This window comes from Paenibacillus sp. J22R98 (genome assembly GCF_059383835.1).
In genome coordinates this window covers 445,104-463,662 of sequence record NZ_JBXENW010000001.1, presented here as the reverse complement: position 1 = coordinate 463,662, position 18,559 = coordinate 445,104, and the positions used below count along the sequence as shown (strand labels likewise).

15 protein-coding genes and 2 tRNA genes are annotated in these 18,559 nt (G+C 51.7%); 5 read left to right on the top strand and 12 right to left on the bottom strand.

What is annotated here, in order from left to right; genetic code table 11:
- Positions 1–2 precede the first annotated feature (2 nt).
- Genes preA through AC50Y3_RS02120 form a run of 4 tightly spaced genes read right to left on the bottom strand, consistent with a single transcriptional unit; the run spans position 3 to position 5,320 of the window.
- Positions 3–1,277 carry an NAD-dependent dihydropyrimidine dehydrogenase subunit PreA gene (gene preA / locus AC50Y3_RS02135; RefSeq protein WP_494817119.1) on the bottom strand — a complete coding sequence of 425 codons (1,275 nt, stop codon included), beginning with the start codon at positions 1,275–1,277 and terminating at the stop codon, positions 3–5.
- 26 nt (positions 1,278–1,303) lie between these two features.
- A complete protein-coding gene (locus AC50Y3_RS02130; protein ID WP_494817118.1) occupies positions 1,304–2,647 on the bottom strand; it encodes an NAD(P)-dependent oxidoreductase in 1,344 nt (447 codons plus the stop codon).
- Positions 2,648–2,650: 3 nt separating this feature from the next.
- A complete protein-coding gene (locus AC50Y3_RS02125) occupies positions 2,651–3,922 on the bottom strand; it encodes a M20 family metallo-hydrolase (protein WP_494817117.1) in 1,272 nt (423 codons plus the stop codon).
- An 18-nt stretch (positions 3,923–3,940) separates the two neighbouring features.
- A complete protein-coding gene (locus AC50Y3_RS02120) occupies positions 3,941–5,320 on the bottom strand; it encodes an aspartate aminotransferase family protein (RefSeq protein WP_494817116.1) in 1,380 nt (459 codons plus the stop codon).
- Positions 5,321–5,473: 153 nt separating this feature from the next.
- Here AC50Y3_RS02120 and AC50Y3_RS02115 point away from each other — a divergent pair, with 153 nt between their 5' ends.
- The 4 genes from AC50Y3_RS02115 to rbsK all read left to right on the top strand — a co-directional run bounded on the left by AC50Y3_RS02115 (position 5,474) and on the right by rbsK (position 7,239).
- On the top strand, positions 5,474–5,932 hold the full coding sequence (locus AC50Y3_RS02115) for an N-acetyltransferase (RefSeq protein WP_494817115.1): 459 nt from the start codon (positions 5,474–5,476) through the stop codon (positions 5,930–5,932).
- A 63-nt stretch (positions 5,933–5,995) separates the two neighbouring features.
- A tRNA-Thr gene (locus AC50Y3_RS02110) sits at positions 5,996–6,071 on the top strand.
- A 7-nt stretch (positions 6,072–6,078) separates the two neighbouring features.
- Positions 6,079–6,155: transfer RNA gene (locus AC50Y3_RS02105), tRNA-Pro, on the top strand.
- A 175-nt stretch (positions 6,156–6,330) separates the two neighbouring features.
- Positions 6,331–7,239, top strand: a complete 909-nt coding sequence (gene rbsK, locus AC50Y3_RS02100; RefSeq protein WP_494817114.1) for a ribokinase — start codon at positions 6,331–6,333, stop codon at positions 7,237–7,239.
- 243 nt (positions 7,240–7,482) lie between these two features.
- On the opposite strand, the gene AC50Y3_RS02095 is transcribed toward rbsK, so the two are convergent.
- From AC50Y3_RS02095 to AC50Y3_RS02085, 3 genes are all read right to left on the bottom strand, one after another.
- Positions 7,483–8,940: an amidase family protein gene (locus tag AC50Y3_RS02095; RefSeq protein ID WP_494817113.1), complete on the bottom strand. Its 1,458-nt coding sequence runs from the start codon at positions 8,938–8,940 to the stop codon at positions 7,483–7,485.
- A gap of 142 nt (positions 8,941–9,082) precedes the next feature.
- Entirely contained in the window at positions 9,083–9,469 is a 387-nt protein-coding gene (ilvN, locus tag AC50Y3_RS02090; protein ID WP_494817112.1) for an acetolactate synthase small subunit, read from the bottom strand.
- 217 nt (positions 9,470–9,686) lie between these two features.
- Positions 9,687–11,078 carry a HEAT repeat domain-containing protein gene (locus tag AC50Y3_RS02085; RefSeq protein ID WP_494817111.1) on the bottom strand — a complete coding sequence of 464 codons (1,392 nt, stop codon included), beginning with the start codon at positions 11,076–11,078 and terminating at the stop codon, positions 9,687–9,689.
- A 180-nt stretch (positions 11,079–11,258) separates the two neighbouring features.
- Between AC50Y3_RS02085 and AC50Y3_RS02080 the strand changes: the two genes are divergently transcribed.
- Entirely contained in the window at positions 11,259–12,089 is an 831-nt protein-coding gene (locus tag AC50Y3_RS02080) for an AraC family transcriptional regulator (RefSeq protein WP_494817110.1), read from the top strand.
- A 62-nt stretch (positions 12,090–12,151) separates the two neighbouring features.
- Here AC50Y3_RS02080 and AC50Y3_RS02075 read toward each other — a convergent pair whose 3' ends face one another.
- From AC50Y3_RS02075 to AC50Y3_RS02055, 5 genes are all read right to left on the bottom strand, one after another.
- Positions 12,152–13,822 (bottom strand): ABC transporter permease family protein, encoded by a 1,671-nt coding sequence (locus tag AC50Y3_RS02075; RefSeq protein WP_494817109.1) that lies wholly within the window; start codon positions 13,820–13,822, stop codon positions 12,152–12,154.
- Between the two features lie 121 nt (positions 13,823–13,943).
- Complete coding sequence (locus AC50Y3_RS02070) at positions 13,944–15,056, bottom strand: hypothetical protein (protein WP_494817108.1); 1,113 nt, start codon at positions 15,054–15,056, stop codon at positions 13,944–13,946.
- 133 nt (positions 15,057–15,189) lie between these two features.
- Entirely contained in the window at positions 15,190–16,083 is an 894-nt protein-coding gene (locus tag AC50Y3_RS02065; RefSeq protein ID WP_494817107.1) for a cation diffusion facilitator family transporter, read from the bottom strand.
- A gap of 139 nt (positions 16,084–16,222) precedes the next feature.
- Positions 16,223–17,074 carry a phytanoyl-CoA dioxygenase family protein gene (locus AC50Y3_RS02060; RefSeq protein ID WP_494817106.1) on the bottom strand — a complete coding sequence of 284 codons (852 nt, stop codon included), beginning with the start codon at positions 17,072–17,074 and terminating at the stop codon, positions 16,223–16,225.
- A 150-nt stretch (positions 17,075–17,224) separates the two neighbouring features.
- Complete coding sequence (locus AC50Y3_RS02055; RefSeq protein ID WP_494817105.1) at positions 17,225–18,505, bottom strand: adenylosuccinate synthase; 1,281 nt, start codon at positions 18,503–18,505, stop codon at positions 17,225–17,227.
- Between the last annotated feature and the right edge of the window lie 54 nt (positions 18,506–18,559).

Sequence of the window (18,559 nt, the reverse complement as noted above, 5' to 3'; positions counted from 1 at the left end):
GCTCATGCCTCCTTTCGCCCAAGCGCCGCGATGGCTGCTTGACGTTCATTCCATGTCATTGAGATACCGGAAGCAGGCTGCTCGACCATCTCGATAGCACCTTCGACAGGGCAGACGATCGCGCATAAATTGCAGCCGACACAATCCTCTTCCCTCACCTTCAAGTAACTTCTGCCCGCGTCATCCGTTAATCGATCGATACATTGATGAGAGGTATCCTCGCAAGCGATATAACACTTGTTGCACGAGATACACACTTCCGTGTCAATCTTCGCAGTCACGGCATAGTTCAAATCCAGGTTACCCCACTCTGTGTAGCGCTCCACCGAACGACCGGTCAGTTCGCTGACGCTCGCAATCCCTTTGCCGTCGAGGTAATTGTTCAGTCCGTCAATCATATCTTCGACGATTCGAAAACCATGGTGCATCGCAGCGGTGCAAATCTGCACGCCGGTAGCTCCCATCAGCATAAACTCGACAGCATCCCGCCAATCCGAGATTCCTCCGATGCCGGAAATCGGCACGTCGACACGCGGATGCCTTGCACATTCAGCTACCATGTTCAGTGCGATCGGCTTTACCGCAGGGCCGCAGTATCCACCATGCGAGCCCTTCCCGCCTACGTGCGGAATCGTATTCCACGTGTCGAGATCGACGCCAGCGAGCGAGTTAATCGTGTTGATAAGCGATATCGCATCCGCGCAGCCTCTAACGGCCGCAAGCGCAGTCGCCGTGATATCGGTGATATTCGGCGTCAGCTTCACGATTACCGGCGTGCGTGCCGCTTCCTTCGCCCAGTAGGTTTGTTTCTCAACCAAGTCCGGCTGCTGACCTGACGCAGAGCCCATCCCCCGTTCGGCCATTCCATGCGGGCAGCCGAAGTTCAGTTCCAAACCGTCAACGCCGACGGCCTCCACCTTCTTGACGATTTCATGCCATTTATCCCGCTTCGGTTCCACCATCAGCGACACGACTAACGCCCTGTCAGGGAACAGTTTCTTCGTCTCCGCGATTTCCTTCAGATTCACTTCGAGCGGCCGATCCGTAATCAGCTCGATATTATTGAATCCCGCGACCCGTTGTCCGTTAAAATGAACAGCGGCGAAACGAGATGACGTATTGATAATCGGATCGCCAAGTGTCTTCCACACCGCCCCGCCCCAACCCGCTTCGAAAGCACGCTGCACCTGATACCCGGTATTCGTAGGCGGAGCTGACGCAAGCCAGAACGGGTTCGGTGATTCGATGCCAGCCAAATTAATCCGCAAATCAGCCATTCGATCGCCCTGCCTCTCCTAGGAATTCAACCATTGTCCACCACTAGCTGACGATAGATGGCATAGGCTGCAAGCTTCCCTTGCTGAGCCGCCGAAACGACCATTGCTTCCCCCTGCCCATCGCCAAAAATAATATCGCCTGCCGCGTAAATGCGAGGGTTTGAAGTTAAATAGGTTGCAGGATCCACCGTCACGATTCCACGTTTATGCGCCAGTTCAAACTGATCGATCAACGACACATGTCTGGACTGTCCGATCGCTTTCACGACCGCGTCTGCTTCAATGATGAACTCACTTCCGGGTACGGCTACAGGCCTCGCCCTACCGCCTTCCTCAGCGGACTCGAGCTGCATGCGGATACACTCGATTCCTTTCACGCGACCGTGCTCGTCTCCAATAATGCGGACCGGCGCGGTCAGCCAGCGAAAAGCGACACCGTCGCTCTTGGCAAACTCATACTCGAATTCATACGCCGTCATTTCCTGCTGCGAGCGACGATAACAGATCTCCACGTGAGAGGCGCCCATTCGCACGGAGCAGGTTGCCGCATCGATCGCGGTGTTGCCTGCGCCGATGACCACGACATTGCGGCCGCCAAGCTCTGCGGTGAGCGACACTTTCGTTAACTCTACCAGCTCAATGGCATCATATACGCCTGTCAGTTCTTCGCCGGGGATGCCTAACATCGGCACCTTCGCCATACCTGCTGAGAGCAGAACGGCATCATAACTGGCAAGTAGTTCCTCAGCGGAAATGTCGCGGCCGACGGCCGTATTCGTGCGGATCTCGACGCCTAGCCGGCGCACCTGTTCAACCTCCCACAGAGCAATCGGCTGCGGCAGCCGGAACGACACGATTCCGTACGTATTCAGTCCGCCGGCCTGCTCCTTCGCTTCAAACACCGTCACGGCAAACCCGAACCGAGCCAGCTCCCGCGCAGCCGACAATCCTGCCGGCCCGCCTCCGACGACAGCTACAGACCGTCCGTTACGCTTGCCGGCAGTGAATAACTGCTGTTCATTCTTGATCGCCCAATCGGTTGCGTAACGCTGTAAATCGCCGATCCTTATCGGCTTGGAGGAATGATTAAGCACGCATGCCCCTTCGCACAGTTCCTCTGTCGGGCATACGCGAGAGCAGCTGGCGCCTACGGGATTCGCATCCATAATGGTCCGAGCCGAGCCGGTCAGATTGCCTGTCGCGATTTTTTTGATGAAGGAGGGAATGTTGATGCCTGTCGGACAAGCTTGAATGCAGGGGGCGTCGTAGCAGTAGAGACAGCGATTGGATTCTTCCACGGCTTCCTTCGGCCGCATGCCCGCCTTAACTTCGGCAAAATTACGCTTTAACGCTTCAGCAGAAATAAACAAGGCTTATCCCCCTTCCCCTTCGACCGTAGACATGCGCACAATCGTGCGATACAGCAGCTCCACGCCCAGTTCGATATCCTCCGGTATGGAATACTCCAGCGGATTATGGCTGATTCCATCCTTGCACCTGACAAAAATCATCCCATAATCGCAAACATGCGACATCGCCAGCGAATCGTGAAACGGACCGCTCATCAGCTCAGGCGGCGTGTGCTCAAGCAGTAGAACCGCTTCTTCATGCATCACTTGCTTGATTCGCTCCGCACAATATCTCGCTTCGCTGTTCGTATCCTCGCGCACCGTGTAGGTTAAACCATGCTCCATTGCTGCCTCTTCCAGAATCCGCCGCAGCTGTGATTCCCGCTCTCTCCGGCGCTCCATATCGATATCCCGAAGATCGATCGTGAACGTTACTTTCTCGGGAATGATGTTGCGCGAGTTCGGGAATACGGTCAATGCGCCGACCGTTCCCACTGTCGGAGCCCCCGGCTCGGAGCGAGCCAGCGCATTCAGCGCCGTAATGACGCTGGCTGCCCCAACAAGAGCGTCTCTGCGCATCGGCATCGGCACGGAGCCGGCATGTCCTGCAAAACCCGTCATCTCGACCGTCAGCCAGAGCGGTCCGGATATCCCGCTAACAATGCCGATCGGACGACCCATCGCTTCGAGCACCGGGCCTTGTTCGATATGAAGCTCCAGAAATGCGCCAACAGCGCCTTCAGGATAACGAGCCGCTTCGAAACCATCCGGATCACCTCCAAAAGCAAGCAGCGCCTCCCGTCTAGTCACACCTGCAGCGTCTGTCCGCTCAAGCTCCCCTTCTTCCAGCTTGCCTGTGATGCCGCGGACACCAAACAAACCTTTATTGAATCGGCAGCCTTCCTCATCACAGAAGGCCGCGATTTCGATGGACATCTCCGGCACAATGCCTTGTTCGCTCAATGTCTGCACAGCCTCCAGCCCGCCAAGCACGCCGATGACGCCATCGAATCTTCCGCCATAGGGCTGCGAGTCGATGTGCGAACCGGCCATGAGCAGCGGCTTCCCGGCATCCTTGCCTGCAAGCCGCCCGAACAAATTGCCGAAAGCATCGATTCGGGTCTGCAATCCTGCCTCCTCCATCCAACGTTTGACAAGCAGCACACCTTGCAAGTCCTCCTGCGACAGCGCTAGCCGGCATACACCGGTATCGCCAAGCTTGCCGATTTGTGCCAATTCATCGATTCTGCGCTGCAATCGCTCGCTGTTGATCGCCAAGCTCCCGGATGCTGTCATACTTCCTCGACTCCTTCCTTACAAGTTTGCTGGTGTAGCAGAAGTTAGTGCCTCGATCGCAGCAATCACGGTTCCTGCGATAAATTCCAGCTCGTCATCCGATGTTATCAGAGGCGGACAAAGCGTAATAATGTTGTTGAAGCCCGGAACGGTGTCGCCGTTCTTCCCTACGAGAAGGCCGCGGCGCCTGCATTCCCCAATGACGGTAAGCATCTTGTCTGCGGATGCCGGGAGCTTCGACGTCTGATCCTCCACAAGCTCAATCCCGCATGCCGAGCCGAACAATCGTATGTCGCCAACATGTGGATGCGCCCGCAGTACTTGCAGCCGCCGGCCAAGCTCTCGTCCCAAATGCGCCGACCGTTCCACCAACCTCTCCTCTTCCAAAATGGCCAAGTTCGCCAATGCAACCGCGCATGACACTTGATTGCCGCCAAATGTATTCACATGCCGGAAATGACTGTTCGCTTCCTTCGTCTTAAAGCTGTCGTACAAGCTCGCACGCACAGCCGTTGCCGAGAGCGGCGAATAGCCGCTGGTCAGCCCTTTCGCCATCGTGACGATATCCGGCACGACCCCGTAATTGTGATGACCGAACCGCTCACCCGATCGGCCGAATCCGCAAATAACCTCGTCCATAATGAGCAATACGCCGTACTTATCGCAAATTTCGCGTACCTTCGGCAAATATTCAGGCGGCGGAACAATCATGCCTCCTCCTGTTATGACAGGCTCCATAATGACGCCTGCGACAGAATCGGCACCTTCCCAATTAATCGCGTCCTCAATCGCTTCGGCACATTCCAGCTTACAGCTGCCATAGGTTTGTCCAAACGGGCAGCGATAGCAATACGGCGGCGGTACATGCTCGAAGCCTGCACCAAGCGGTTCGTACTTCAGCTTGCGCTGTGCTTGACCGGTTGCGCTGAGAGCACCGAAGGAGCTTCCATGGTAGGCACGGTGCCTGGCAATAAATTTATGGCGCGTCGGCTCCCCATTTTGATGAAAATGCTGCCTAGCAATCTTGAAAGCTACTTCGTTCGCGTCCGAGCCGGAATTGGAATAGAAAATACGATAATCGCTGCCGAGCCATTCGTTGATCTTCTCAGCCAGCTCGATCGCCGGAACATGAGACTGCATCATCGGCGAATACGCGATCGTTTTCATTTGCTCATAGGCAGCCCGCGCAATCGTTTCTCTGCCATGGCCGACATTGACGCACCAGAGGCCCGACATGCCGTCGAAATACCTTTTGCCCTCTGCATCCGTTATCCAGCAGCCATCCCCGGAAACAAAAATCAGCGGGTTGTCATTATGAGGCGAAATATGATGCCATACATACTTACGATCCTTCGAAAGCAACTCCTCCGCGCCGGATACCGGTTGATCGCCGCTCATTTTCCCACCCCTTCGCCCATCTCACTCTACTTCTTAGTTCAGTTTATTCGGCCTCTTTCGTCGATATGGCAACAGGTTGTCATTTCTTATTCAGTTGGACAATAATATGTACATACAGTAATGCTCATGCTCATCCATACCGGGAGGTCATTGATGATGATCGAGGACTGCATTCATAGGCAGATTGAGCTCATTTCAAACGACGGCTGTTACGTACATCGAATTGTGCAAACGAGGCAGGGCGATTCCATCATTCTGTACTCCCCGAATAAGGGTTTTGATATCCATGGGAGAATTGTGTTTGCATCAGGCATCGCGACCAAGCGTCATCTTAATGATCTCAATATGTACATCACTCCGATTGAAGGTCAGCGTGCTTGGCTTCTACAGTACATTCGGATCTTGGGGGAGAAAATCAATCAAGGTTACGGTTCGTTAATGATGGAACAGCTGCTGCTGCGGGCTGTGGAGGAGAATATTCGTTATATCGAGGGACGTATGCAGGCTGCCGAACATAAGGAGCATCTGGACAGGCTCCGTCATTTCTACACCAAATTCGGCTTCATAATCGATGAGCAATGTAAAATCCATTGGGCCAATAAAAATTTTTAAAAAGGGACTTGCATAAATTATTTTTTCTGTGGTAAGATACGTCTTGTGTTTCGGTAAAAACGCGCCGGTGTAGCTCAGTTGGTAGAGCAACTGACTTGTAATCAGTAGGTCGTGGGTTCGACTCCTATCGCCGGCACCACTTACCGCGGGACGTAGCTCAGCTTGGTAGAGCACCTGGTTTGGGACCAGGGGGTCGCATGTTCAAATCGTGTCGTCCCGACCATATATACATAATGTATCATAGAATAGAGTTATAGAAGAGAACCTTGAGCCTCATGCTCAAGGTTTTTTTATTGCATTTATGTCGGTCCAGCGCATTGACGCTTTAAATTAGCACATGCTATATTCAGGAAATGATAGAAACGCTTACATCAGCTATGCATGAAAGGATGACCATTGTGGCAAAGCAGCCCAAAATATCGGTAGCAGGAAGCTTGAATATGGACCTCGTTCTGAAAATGCAGCGGATGCCAAAGGTCGGCGAAACCGTGCAAGGCGATGAGATCCACTACATCTCCGGCGGCAAAGGCGCGAACCAAGCCGTCGGCTGTGCACGGCTCGGCGCTGTGGTCAAGATGATCGGAGCCGTTGGCGGCGATGCCTTCGGATCGGAAATTATGGAACGGATACGGCAATTCGGTGTGCAGACGGAGGCGATCTCCGTGTTGGAGGGTGCTTCGACTGGAACGGCAACCATCATGCACACCTCAGAGGATAACTGCATCGTAATCGTGCCTGGCGCCAACGGGCAAAATACCGCCGAAAGCATCACGGCGCATGCCGAGCTGATCCGTCAATCGGATTTGCTGATCGTTCAGCTGGAAATCCCGATGCCCGCTGTAGAGACGGCGCTGCGGATTGCACGCGAAGCCAGCGTTCGCACCGTTCTGAACCCGGCCCCTGCCCTTCCGCTTACGGAAGAGCAAATTGCGATGGCGGATTATTTTACGCCAAATGAGACGGAATTCGAGCTCTATTGCGGCACTTCGATTACGTCGGAGGAGCAGCTGTTCGAGCGCATGACCGCGTGGCAGAAGCAATACCCCGGACAAACCTTGATTGTAACGCGCGGGAAACATGGCATTTCGTGCGCGACTGCCGATGGCATCGTCACCGTGCCTGCCCCGATTGTAAAAGTCGTAGACACGACAGGTGCAGGAGATTCGTTCAATGCAGCGCTGTGCTTCGGCATCGCCAGCGGCTGGTCGCTCGACCAAACGCTGCCGCTGGCCGTAAAAGCTGCCTCCTACTCCGTTACCGTATTCGGCGCACAGGACGGCATGCCGACGCTTCAGAACTTAAGTTAGTTTGTTTGATGAGAAGGAGCTAAGCGGCTTAGGTGCGCGCTTAGCTCCTTTTGTCATGTCTCTGATTTCTACGTTTCCCCCACATTTCCGCTAATGTAGATCCCTAGACCAGCTACTTTCTCGCTCATGAGCGGTACCCAGTACCTCTCTTTTGCCCGAATCCAACTCATCACTACCACGCAACAAAAAAGAGACCCTCTCAAAAGTAGCCAAGCGCACTTTTGAGACAGCCCCTCCCCAACCCTATATAAAACTCTTTAATGAAGGCGCCTTGCGTACCTTGCTGCCTTGCTCATAGGCATAGGCCAACTGGATGAGCCTCGGTTCGCTATAAGCCTTCCCTGAGAACGTCACGCCGAACGGGACGCCTGCGGAAGTGTAGCCGGCCGGTACAATAATGGACGGATAGCCGGCCCGCGCCGTTATGCGTGAGCCAAAGTCGGCCGGGAACAACAGCGCATCCAGCCGATGCTCTTTCATAACGGCATCGATGCCTTCAACTTGGCAAAGCCGCAAATCAGTCAGCCGGTCCTTGAGATACTGAGTCTCCGTTAATGTGCCTGAAGTGTTATTTTGAGCGAGCAGCAGTAAGGATTGACCGTACTTCAACGTTTCCTCCGGATGCGCTTCATTAAATGCGATAATCTCCGCTAAGGAGTGTACCGGTGCACTTGCCGGCAGCGCGGACAGATAGGCATGAAGCGAAGCTTTGAACTCATTAAGAATGACAGAGGAGTATGCGATTTCTCTGGCAGTCGGAATATTGGCAGGATCGATGATCTCGGCACCCAGCTCGCGCATCGTATGTAGCGCTTGATCGAAGATCTCCAGCTGCTCCGGCGTCAATTCCTCAAAATAATAATCGCGAGGGACGCCGATTCGTGCTCCTTCCAGTCCGCCTAATTGAAGAAACGGGGCATACTTCGTTTGACGTTTCCCTAAACTGCTCCCCATTGCCGGATCCGCCTCGTCAACCTGCACAAGCGCGTCCAGCAGCACAACAGCATCCGTTACCGTCCGAGCCATCGGTCCCGCCGTATCTTGACTATTGGAGAGCGGAAGAATCCCTGTGCGGCTTACTAGTCCGACAGTCGGTTTGATTCCTACGGTTGAGCTCAAATTGGCCGGATTAATGATGGAACCTGAGGTTTCCGTGCCGATTGCCGCCATACAGAAATTGCAAGAAACCGCAACGCCTGAACCAGCGCTTGACCCCCCGGTTGGCGCCGAAATATTATATGCATTCAGTACTTGTCCGCCTCGCGAGCTGTATCCGGAGGGCATTCCCTCTGTCATGAAGTTCGCAAACTCAGTCATGTTCGCTTTGCCCAGCATAACTGCACCTGCTTCGCGAAGCTGCTTCACAATGAAAGCATCTTCACCGGCATAAAGGTCAGCAAGCGCGAGCGAGCCTGCGCTTGTGTGCATTTTGTCGCCGGTATTAATGTTGTCCTTGAGTAAAATCGGAATGCCATGCAGCGGGCCTCTAGGCCCGCGAAGCGCTCTTTCGGCGTCCAATGCATCTGCAATGAATAACGCATCGGGATTAAGCTCGAGCACGGCATTGATGGTGAGGCCATTCTTGTCGTGCTCAGCAATGCGCTCCATGTAGATCAGAACTAATGCTCTGGATGTGATTTCACCGTTTTCCATCGCGGCCTGCATATCGGCTATGGTTGCTTCTACGATTTCAATGCTCATCTTCTTCCCCTCCAGCTATGGATAAACGCCTCTCACACAATCTAGTTCTATTGTACATGATCGCTGTGAAATTTGTGGAAAGAAAAGAGCCTAGATTCGGTAGAGTCCCGCACCTAGGCTTCATGTCCTTGCAAATCCGATATTACTTGTTATTTCCCTCTTCCCGATTCATAGCCGTCACCCCGGTACGGGTTAATTCCAAGATTCCATACGGTCTAAGCAGTTCAATCAATGAATGAATTTTATCTTGATCACCAATAACCTGTACGATCAGACTATCCATGCCCATATCGACGATCGAAGCACGAAAAGATTCAACAATACTTATAAGCAGCGGTTTCACTCTGGACGGCGCACTTACTTTGATAAGTGCAAGGTTTAGGACACTCCCTCCCGGAATCCCAAACACACACTCTACACCTTCAAGCAGCACGCTTCTAACAAGAGCCTCAGATCCGGTTACCCTTACATTCTTACTAAGCCTATTCATCCATTCGTGGTTTGGTTGTTGGGTCTCTATATCTATCATTTCTTATTCCTCCCATCTAAGCTGTAGTGATACCGCCGTCCGAAGCAGTTCTAGCTCCTGTTGCCCCATTCTATGGGATTCAAAATTATTGATCAATATCGTTGTTTCTATGAAACGATAGAAGCTATCTATCGTTATTGGGAATCGATTTTTGCATTAAAACCTAATCGTGATGCAAACAAACAAAAAATCCCTCATCTGAGGGATTTTTGTTGGTTTAGAACGTGCTCGCAGGCGTTGTATCCGAACACCAGCGTGTATTGAACAGCTCGTGAATCAGCACTTCATGCGCTTCTTTCGTGCCGATATAGCGCAGTGCTTCAAGTGCATGACCGCGAACATAACGGTTCTCATGCGACAGCTGTTCTGCCAGAGCAGGAACGGCAGCGGCTGCATCTTTACCGATACGAACAAGCGACAGCCCTGCTGTGAAGCGAACCTGTGTATCTTCGTCCTGCAAGCCTTTAATTAGAGCTGGAACGACCAGGTCTGCATTTGCGCTGATGATACCAAGCGCATCAACTGCCGTTCGTCTGACTTTCGCCGATGGATGGTCCAGCTGAGCGGCTACGTGAGACACAGCACGATCTGCGTGACCTCTAAGCTCCGACAAAGCGAAGATCGCATGGTTTACGACATCCTCATTCTCGGCGCGAAGGGCTTGAAGCAATCCTTCAACGGCTCCTTCGCCGGCTACGGACAAGCCATACGAAGCGATACGGGACACTTTCTTCTCTTGCTCAAGCGCGCCAAGCAAAGCTTGAATGCCTTCTTCCCCTCTTGTTGCAAGCTCGTAAGCGGCATTCTGCGCTTCCGGCTCTTGGTCGCCGCTCAAACTTGCAGTTAGCTTTGCAATTTCTGCTGCTTCCGCCGGTTTCGTGTTGGCAAGCGCCGCAGTACGGCCGGACATCCAGTTCCAAACCTCTTCTGCGATTGGATTGTTGCTCTCATCCCCCGCTACAGCTGCCCATGACGGCTCTTGATTATCCCATGTCGGCGATTGCGGAGCTTCTGTGCGCATGAATTCGAACTTCAGCATGAAACGCGGCTTGCCGATCAAGTTCGGCGTCGAGCGATGCCAAATATCGTAATGGATCAGCGCGAAAGTACCCGCTTCACCGTTTGCAGTTGCTTCCTCTGCCGTTTCATCCGAAACAAAGTTGCGGCTGTCTTGATATTGCGTTCCCGGCATAACGCCGGTTGGTCCAAGCTCAATTGGCGTATCTTGCGGGAAATACATAATCATCGCCCACCATGGGTGATGGTTGCGCAGACGGTTGTAGCCCCAGTAGCTGTCTTTGTGCCAACCGCCCGGCTTCGGTACGGAGTTATAATGACCGTGTCTGTGCGTATGGAGCAAATAATTCGGGCCAAGCACGCTTGTCAGCGCCCCAGTGATAACCGGGTTCTCAAACACCCGCTGCAAGTCGCGGATCCGCGGTAAAATGTTGTTTCCCGGATTGCCTTCGGTATCGTAAATCGTATTTAGTTGTTCTACTAATCGCTCGTGGAATTCACGCGGGAAATCGGTTTTCAACATAAGAAAGCCATCTGTAATAAACGATTTGATTTGTTCATCTGTCAACAAAAGGGGTTGCGCAGTCGTCATTTCTGTTGAGCCTCCTATAGGATTACTTCTTCAACTTGATTATAGGAGGATGCCGCTTGCGTTGTAATGGCTAGAAATAAGAATGAAGGTGCTAAAACTAAGATTGCGGTTTCATGAACCATCGAAATGCTCTATGATAAGAGAAAATCATTCAAATGCCTTACAGCTGGGAGACTTCCAATGACGATATTACGTGCCGATCACGCCTTAACCGATCTCTTGCGCGCGTTGCAAATCGACGTCATCACCGCTTACAAAACACAGGTGACCACCGAGTGGGTCGATATGGACTACGTGCCGGAATACAATAAATTCTACTATATTGTAGAAGGAGAAGGCTGGCTGAAGGTAGACAACCAGGAGATGCTCCCATCCCCCGGCGAGCTCTGCTTAATGCCCGCTTTCACTAAACAAGCCTATTCCGTTATTAAAGGAAAGAAGCCTTTCCTCAAATATTGGTGCCACTTCACGGCATCGATCGGTCCCTTCGACTTATTCCAATGGATCGGCGTTCCCTTGCGCATTGGACTTGCGGATCAAGAAGAAATGACCGCATTGTTCAAGCTGCTGGTCAGCCTGCGTCAAAGCGATTCGGTCATCTCAAGGCTGCGCGAGAAATCGATTATGCTGGAGATTATTGCGCGGTATTTGGAGCATGTGCCGATTACGATTTTGCAGCATCGCTCGGAGGATCTGAAGCGGATTCAATTCATCCAGGAATATATCGACAACCATATGGCCGGCCATTTGCGAATCGAGGATATGGCGAAGGCAGCCCATTTGCATCCGAATTATTTTATCGCCTATTTCAAGAAACATTTCGGCGTACCGCCGCTCAAGTACGTCAGCCGCAAGCGCGTCGATAAAGCGAAGATTCTATTGTCGAGTACGACGCAGAGCATTAAGGAAATCGCGGATCAAATCGGCTTTAAGGAAACGAATCATTTCGCGAAGTTTTTCCGTAAAGAAACAGGGCAAAGCCCGACCGAATATCGCACAGTCCACTCGTAAATAAAAGGCGTTCCGCTGCAGGTTTGAAGCTGCAGATCAGAGCGCCTTTGTCGTTGCATGGCCTACAAATTCTTCATCGTAGCTACCATTACCTCGCCTGTCAGCCATTTGCGCATAAGCAGCAGGATTAACAATGGTGGCAGTGATAGGATGGCGCCAGATAGCAGCAGATCCGCTTGCGAATACACGGGTCCGGCTTCGCCGATCTCATTCATTGCATTCACATACGTCATGAGCGGCGGAAACGTCTGTGGATTCGTCAGGTGGATGAAGGCCTGAGTGAAAGAGCCCCACAGCATGACGAAATGAAGAGCTCCCAAAGCAAGCAGCGGCTTCCAGATCGCAGGGATGTAGACGCTGAAGAAGATGAATGCTTCCCCTCTACCCGCCGCGGCTGCCTCTTCCCTGCGATTGCTATATTTGCTGTTAAAGATGCTCTTCAAGATGAAGATCGGCAGAATCGAGAAGAAACCCGTGAAGAATAAAGGGAAGATCGTATTGCTCATATGTAAGTTTCGATAAAACATAAATTCATGAAACGTCGAGCTGCTGATTGTCAGCAAAACCAGCAGCAATAGCTTATACAGCCCCCTGCCAGGCAAATCCTTGACGGTTAGCGGGAATGCAAGCGCCGCCGTAATCAGCATGAAGATGATAACCGCCATTAAGTCGATTACCATATAAAGCATATACCGGTAAGGAGATAACAAAGTATGTAGTGCAGAACCGGACAAGTGGAACGTAAACGGATAAATGAACAGCAAGTACAACATGATTAACACAGCTGAAGAAAGCACGATGGTGATGAGAATGCCCGCGATATTTTTCCCTTTTCCGGTGGATTGGATGGCAGCAGCACCACTGGAAGATGTAAATAAATCACGTGCAAACAGCCCTCTAATGAGCAAATAGGCAAGCAAGGAGCAGCTAAACTGAACGACAAACTGAAAGACCCCTAACGCTCCAGCTAGATTGTAATCGGCATTCATGAACACGGTTCGAAAGCCGAAGCTATCCAAGGTTTCGCCTGTCTCCGCTACTAGCGGATTGACCAGCAGCCGCTGCAGCTCCGAATCCATCGTCAGAAGCGAACCTAGCTGCATGAGCATGAACGCGGTAACTGCCTTCATTGCCGGGATGACGTTGCGGTGCAAATAGCTGCTGCGTTCGCGAATGCTGCTGTTTGCCATCGCCGCTTGCCTTGCGCCGATCGCCGTTAGTGCGATAAGTATGGGAATGCCGCAGGTTTTGAACACTTCTACAGCAACAAGCACCATTGGAAACAGCTCCGAATGAGCGAGCGGCATGGATTGGATCCCAAACGGTGAAAGACTCTGTGATAGTGAGAGCATCGTAATATAGACGATAATGGCTGATGGAATGAAGTAAGGGATCAGAAGCAAGGTGGTGAATCCGCCTCTGAGCCTGCGAAATCTAATATTGCTTAGCGCGAGAGCCGCAACTAGCGCGATGATGCCGCCGACTGCCGTATATGCAAGCTTCATGGATACCGTATTGCTAACTATGGACGTAAACATAGGCAGATTGAAGAGGTAACGGAAATTGGACAGCCCAGCCCAGTCGCTGCTGAAGAGCCCTTTAAAGATGACAAAATTGACGAATGAACCGTACAGCATCATAAAGAATGGAATTCCTTTGAAAATAAACCAAAGCAATAACGGCGGGATTACGAGCAAATAATCCATCCGGTACTTCCAAATTCGCTGCAGCATTACAATTACTTCCTCCTAATGGATAATCATCCTTTTCTTCCTCTCTTCTATTCGACAAAAAAGAGGATTGTCCCTCCGTCACCTTCCGGCGACTTTAGGACAATCCTCCTCTGAACAACAACTATCTGCGAATACGGTTACCGAAGTATTCCTTTGTATCGGAGCTAAAGCCCAGTGTTAGCGGCCCAAGAAGCTGGTCATCGTCTGTTTTATAAGTAACAAGCACTACGTTGCCTTTCTTAGCTACATAATCCTCGTATGCTTTCTTCTTGTCATCCTGTGGGAAGAGTGCTGCATCGGAAGCAGGCACGATTGTTACTTCTGCTTCGTCTTTCTTCGTTACCACATGTTTCTTCTGATCATCGGAAAGCTGTTTCCAAGCAAGCTCGCGATATTCAGTTACTTGCGCCGGGGATAATGCAGCAGACTGCTCTGTCACGACCAAGAAGTGAAGCGCGCTGATCGGCGGAATGCTCTTCGTCGTTGCAGGACCGTAGTAAGTCGTAACTTTCATGCCGGCTTTCAAAGCCGACCATTCAATCGGTTGACGCTCGGTATCGCGGATCGTTGTTTCTTTACCGGAGTTAAGAACCAGCGTAGTTTCTTTACCGTCGCCAAATTTCACTTGCCAGCCGTCGCTTGTTTTCTCAACGGATTGAATAACATCTGTTTTAACCAGGCGCTCAGAACCGACTACAACCTTCGCTGCATGCGATTGACCTGGGTAGCTCATCGCAACGATTGGGCCGTATTCAGCTGTAAGCTCCAAACCTGCTTTCAAATCTTTAGCGGCAAATGGCTTGCCTTCTTGATTCGTAAGTACGGTTTCTTTATCGACAGTCAGCACGATCCAGTTGTTTTGGCCTCTGCCAAGAACACTGATCTGTACAGAACCGTCTTGTGTAGGACGAACATCTTCGATAATGCCGGACACATTAATCAAATTCGACTCGCCTTCCTCCGGTTGATCTTTAGAGGTAAGTTCCAGAACCTTGTCTCTTGCGTTATAGTGCAGCTCGTAACCAAGCGCTGCCGCTTCGCCGCGTGCTGGGAGATAGGCTTGGCCATTAATAAAGACAGGCTCCAAAGATGTTGCTTTTCCGTCTACAGTAACATCAATGTCACCGCGCAGGAATCCATTCACTTTCTTCATAAATCCGGATGCCTCAACTGCTGCTGTGGTTCCAAGTAGCCCCGCTAACGTTGCTACAATGATGAGTTTCTTCTTGTTCACTAATTCGTGCTCCCTTCGCGATCAATTCTATTGGTTGTAGGGCCCTACATGATCTCCAGACGTGCCTATCTACAGAAAGGTTGCAGAAAAAAATAAAAAACGATCTGGACGCTATCGTCCAGACCGAATCCGTTTATCCATTATCATCCTCATACCATGGATTTAAGTGGACGAGCACTTCATCCACTTCCGGATGTGCGTCCATCAATTTCTTCTTAATGGTTCTGATGATATCATGTCCTTCTTGAATGGTTAGCGTCCCCAGAACCGCGACCCTGGCATCCACCAATACGTAGTGACCATGCTCTCTCGCACGCAGTCGATCTATCCGTTTCACCTCGGGAACTTCGCGCAAATGCTCCGTGATATCCTCGATTTTCTCGGGGCTTAGACTCTTGTCCATTAAGACATCAGCCGTTTCGCGTGCCATATCGAAACCCAGCTTCAATACAAGGAGCGATACGATAACCCCTGCGGCAGGATCGCCGTAGCTGAGCCAGCTGCTATCGATTCTCTCACCTAACCAACCCAGACCAATACCTACCGAAGCCGCCAAGGAAGCATAAACATCCGCAAGATGATCGTAGGCTGTAGCCAGCATCGCCTTACTCTTCGATTCCTTACCGATTCGCATCGTATAGATATATAGAATCTGCTTGGCGACCAAGGAAACAATCGCGGCGGCAAGTGCGATGAGATGCGCTTCCGTCGGCGGCTCGAAGAATGTGAGAACGGCATGGTACCCCATATATAAAGCTGCTGCAATGAGGATAAAAGCAACAATTCCCGCTCCAAGCACCTCGGCCTTGCCATGTCCGTATGGATGATCCTCATCCGGCGGTTTGCCCGACACACGCATTGAGCTGTACGCAGTGGCGGTCGCGATCACGTCCCCGGCATTGTGAATACCGTCCGCAATTAAAACCTGACTCTGAAACAATATACCGACAATTAGCTTGATACCAGTCAGAAGCACATTGCTGATCAGAGAGATCCACATCGCGACGATTGATGCTTTGCTTTCCATGTGTCCCTCTTCATTCCCCTCTTCTGCCATAGTTCATAATAATGGAGATATTACACTTTATGACATTCAAACGCAAGGTACGGAAGCGCAAAACAGGCCCTTCCGAACAAGTCGGAAAAGCCTGTTTTGCTTGAAACGATTATGGCAGGCTTGCGGCTGCTTTCGCTTGTCTGGCGAGCTCAGGCAAATGCGCTTGATTCTCTTGAATTTGCCGCAGATGGCGCATCCGTTCACTGCTCGCACCCTTTAGCACAGCCTCCCCATGGAGCTCCTCCACCCAATAAGGCGCGAATGTACTCACATATTCATGCAGCTCAGCCATATGTTCTTCCGTGTAATGTCTGGAGAAATTAATCAACAGCACGCGCCGATTGTTCCCCCCGCCAAAAGCGGCATGTTTCATATAATTGTTGAAAACGAGCAAGTCCCCGGGTCTAATATCGAGCGGCACCGCCGGAAGGTCAGCACGGTCAATACCCCACTGTGCCTGCATTTCAGAAGTGTGAATTTGCTCCTTCAAAATTTCTGTAAACTGATCGCCGATATAATGGCTTCCCGGAATGACTCGCAGCGCACCTGTTTCTTTCGTAACCGGGTCTAGGTAGAAGGAAACATTGAGGCTCTTGAGATTACCCGGCCAATGCTTATCCATGGAGGTGTCGGAATGCCAGCCCGTGTCTCCGACATATTTGTTGCCTGCGCTCGTCAAATAATTGTAGTCGTCACCAAGCAGCGTGGAGCAAATCGTGTGCACGCGCGGATCGTCCAGCAGCGAAGCCAGTTTCTCGCTGTGACCGAGAAATGCGACGATCGTCGAAGTTTTCTTGAAGGTATGCGGTTTGCCGTTGAAGTTTCCCCCATGCTTCGTAAAAACAGCATCGAACTCTTCCGTAATCTCCATGATGCGGTCTTGCATTAACCCCCGAAATACCAAATACCCGAACGTGTCGAAGAACGCTTTCTGCTGGCTCGTTACTTTGAAATCCTGCATAACAGCTACGCACACTCCCGCTTATGAAATGCGAATCGACTACATAATTACAATGTTCATGGTCTATTCTCAAACCTATTTCGACTCCCAGAAGAGTATTCCTGCCGCTTGTCTCGTTCAGGCTCCCGGACGTAGTCACATGCTGCCAGCTTAACGATGAATCAATTGCTCTCGGCGCGGTCCTACGGACACGGTAGACACGCGAACGCCAATCGACGCTTCGACGAAACGGACATACTCCTGCGCTTCATGAGGCAATTCGTCGAAGGTTCTAGCATCCGATATCGCGCATTTCCAACCGGGCAGCGAGGTCCAGATCGGTTTGGCATGCTCAAGCTGCGCTGTAACGGGAAAACGCGTTGTCGTTGTCCCATCCGCCAGCAGGTAACCGGTACAGATCGGAATTTGCTCCAGATAGCCAAGCACATCGAGGTTGGTAAGCGCAACCTCGGTTGCCCCCTGTACCATGCAGCCATACCTTGTCGCAACGGCGTCGAACCAGCCCACTCGTCTCGGACGCCCGGTTGTCGCACCAAATTCACCTGCGTCGCCGCCGCGCAATCGAAGCTCTTGTGCTTCATCGCCGCTTAGTTCTACTACAAACGGCCCGGCACCTACACAGCTGGAGTAAGCTTTGGTGACCGCTATGACATGGCCGATTGCGTAAGGTGGAATGCCAGCTCCTACAGCGGCAAAGCCGGATAAGGTAGAAGAGGAAGTCGAGTAAGGATAAATGCCATGATCGGGATCGCGAAGGGCCCCAAGCTGGCCTTCGACCAGAATGGACTCGCCTCTCATCCACGCTTCATGCAGCAGACTTGTCGTATCCGCCAGATAGGGACGCAGCTTCTCTCCATACGCCATAAGCTCCGAGATGAAATCATCGGCTTGCACAGGCGGTTGCCCATATAAGTGCTGCAGCGTCACGTTCTTCGCAGCCAGCATTTGATCCAAGCGCCGATAGAGGCGCTCCTTATCGAACAGCTCCGCTGCTTGAATGCCGAGCTTCGCATACTTATCCGCGTAGAAAGGTGCAATTCCGCGTTTAGTCGAGCCAAAGCTGCGCTCGCCAAGGCGCTCTTCCTCCAAACCATCAAATTGCACATGGATCGGCACCACAACCTGCGCCCGCTCGGATACGGCCACTTTCGGTTTCGGCACACCGCGCGCTTGCAGTTCTTCGATTTCTCGCATTAACATATTCACGTCAACGGCCGTCCCCGGGCCAATCACATTCGTCACATTCGGATAAAACACGCCGGATGGCAGCATGTGCAATGCAAATTTCCCATAGCTGTTTATGATCGTATGCCCCGCATTGCTGCCTCCTTGAAAACGAACGACATACGAAGACTGCGCTGCCAGTACATCCGTTAGCTTCCCTTTGCCTTCATCTCCCCAATTTGCACCTACAATGGCCGTTACCGTCATAGAGTCACGCCTCCCAATTGTTGATCCTTCCTTGCAGACTTGATTATAATGGAA

Bases quoted from the DNA above. Each gene is read 5' to 3' on its own strand.
- AC50Y3_RS02060 (WP_494817106.1), bottom strand. From the start codon at position 17,074: ATGCAGGATTTCAAAGTAACGAGCCAGCAGAAAGCGTTCTTCGACACG.
- AC50Y3_RS02075 (WP_494817109.1), bottom strand. From the start codon at position 13,822: ATGCTGCAGCGAATTTGGAAGTACCGGATGGATTATTTGCTCGTAATC.
- AC50Y3_RS02065 (WP_494817107.1), bottom strand. From the start codon at position 16,083: ATGGAAAGCAAAGCATCAATCGTCGCGATGTGGATCTCTCTGATCAGC.
- ilvN (WP_494817112.1), bottom strand. From the start codon at position 9,469: ATGATAGATATAGAGACCCAACAACCAAACCACGAATGGATGAATAGG.
- AC50Y3_RS02080 (WP_494817110.1), top strand. From the start codon at position 11,259: ATGACGATATTACGTGCCGATCACGCCTTAACCGATCTCTTGCGCGCG.
- preA (WP_494817119.1), bottom strand. From the start codon at position 1,277: ATGGCTGATTTGCGGATTAATTTGGCTGGCATCGAATCACCGAACCCG.
- AC50Y3_RS02120 (WP_494817116.1), bottom strand. From the start codon at position 5,320: ATGAGCGGCGATCAACCGGTATCCGGCGCGGAGGAGTTGCTTTCGAAG.
- AC50Y3_RS02085 (WP_494817111.1), bottom strand. From the start codon at position 11,078: ATGACGACTGCGCAACCCCTTTTGTTGACAGATGAACAAATCAAATCG.
- AC50Y3_RS02125 (WP_494817117.1), bottom strand. From the start codon at position 3,922: ATGACAGCATCCGGGAGCTTGGCGATCAACAGCGAGCGATTGCAGCGC.
- AC50Y3_RS02055 (WP_494817105.1), bottom strand. From the start codon at position 18,505: ATGACGGTAACGGCCATTGTAGGTGCAAATTGGGGAGATGAAGGCAAA.
- AC50Y3_RS02115 (WP_494817115.1), top strand. From the start codon at position 5,474: ATGATGATCGAGGACTGCATTCATAGGCAGATTGAGCTCATTTCAAAC.
- AC50Y3_RS02095 (WP_494817113.1), bottom strand. From the start codon at position 8,940: ATGAGCATTGAAATCGTAGAAGCAACCATAGCCGATATGCAGGCCGCG.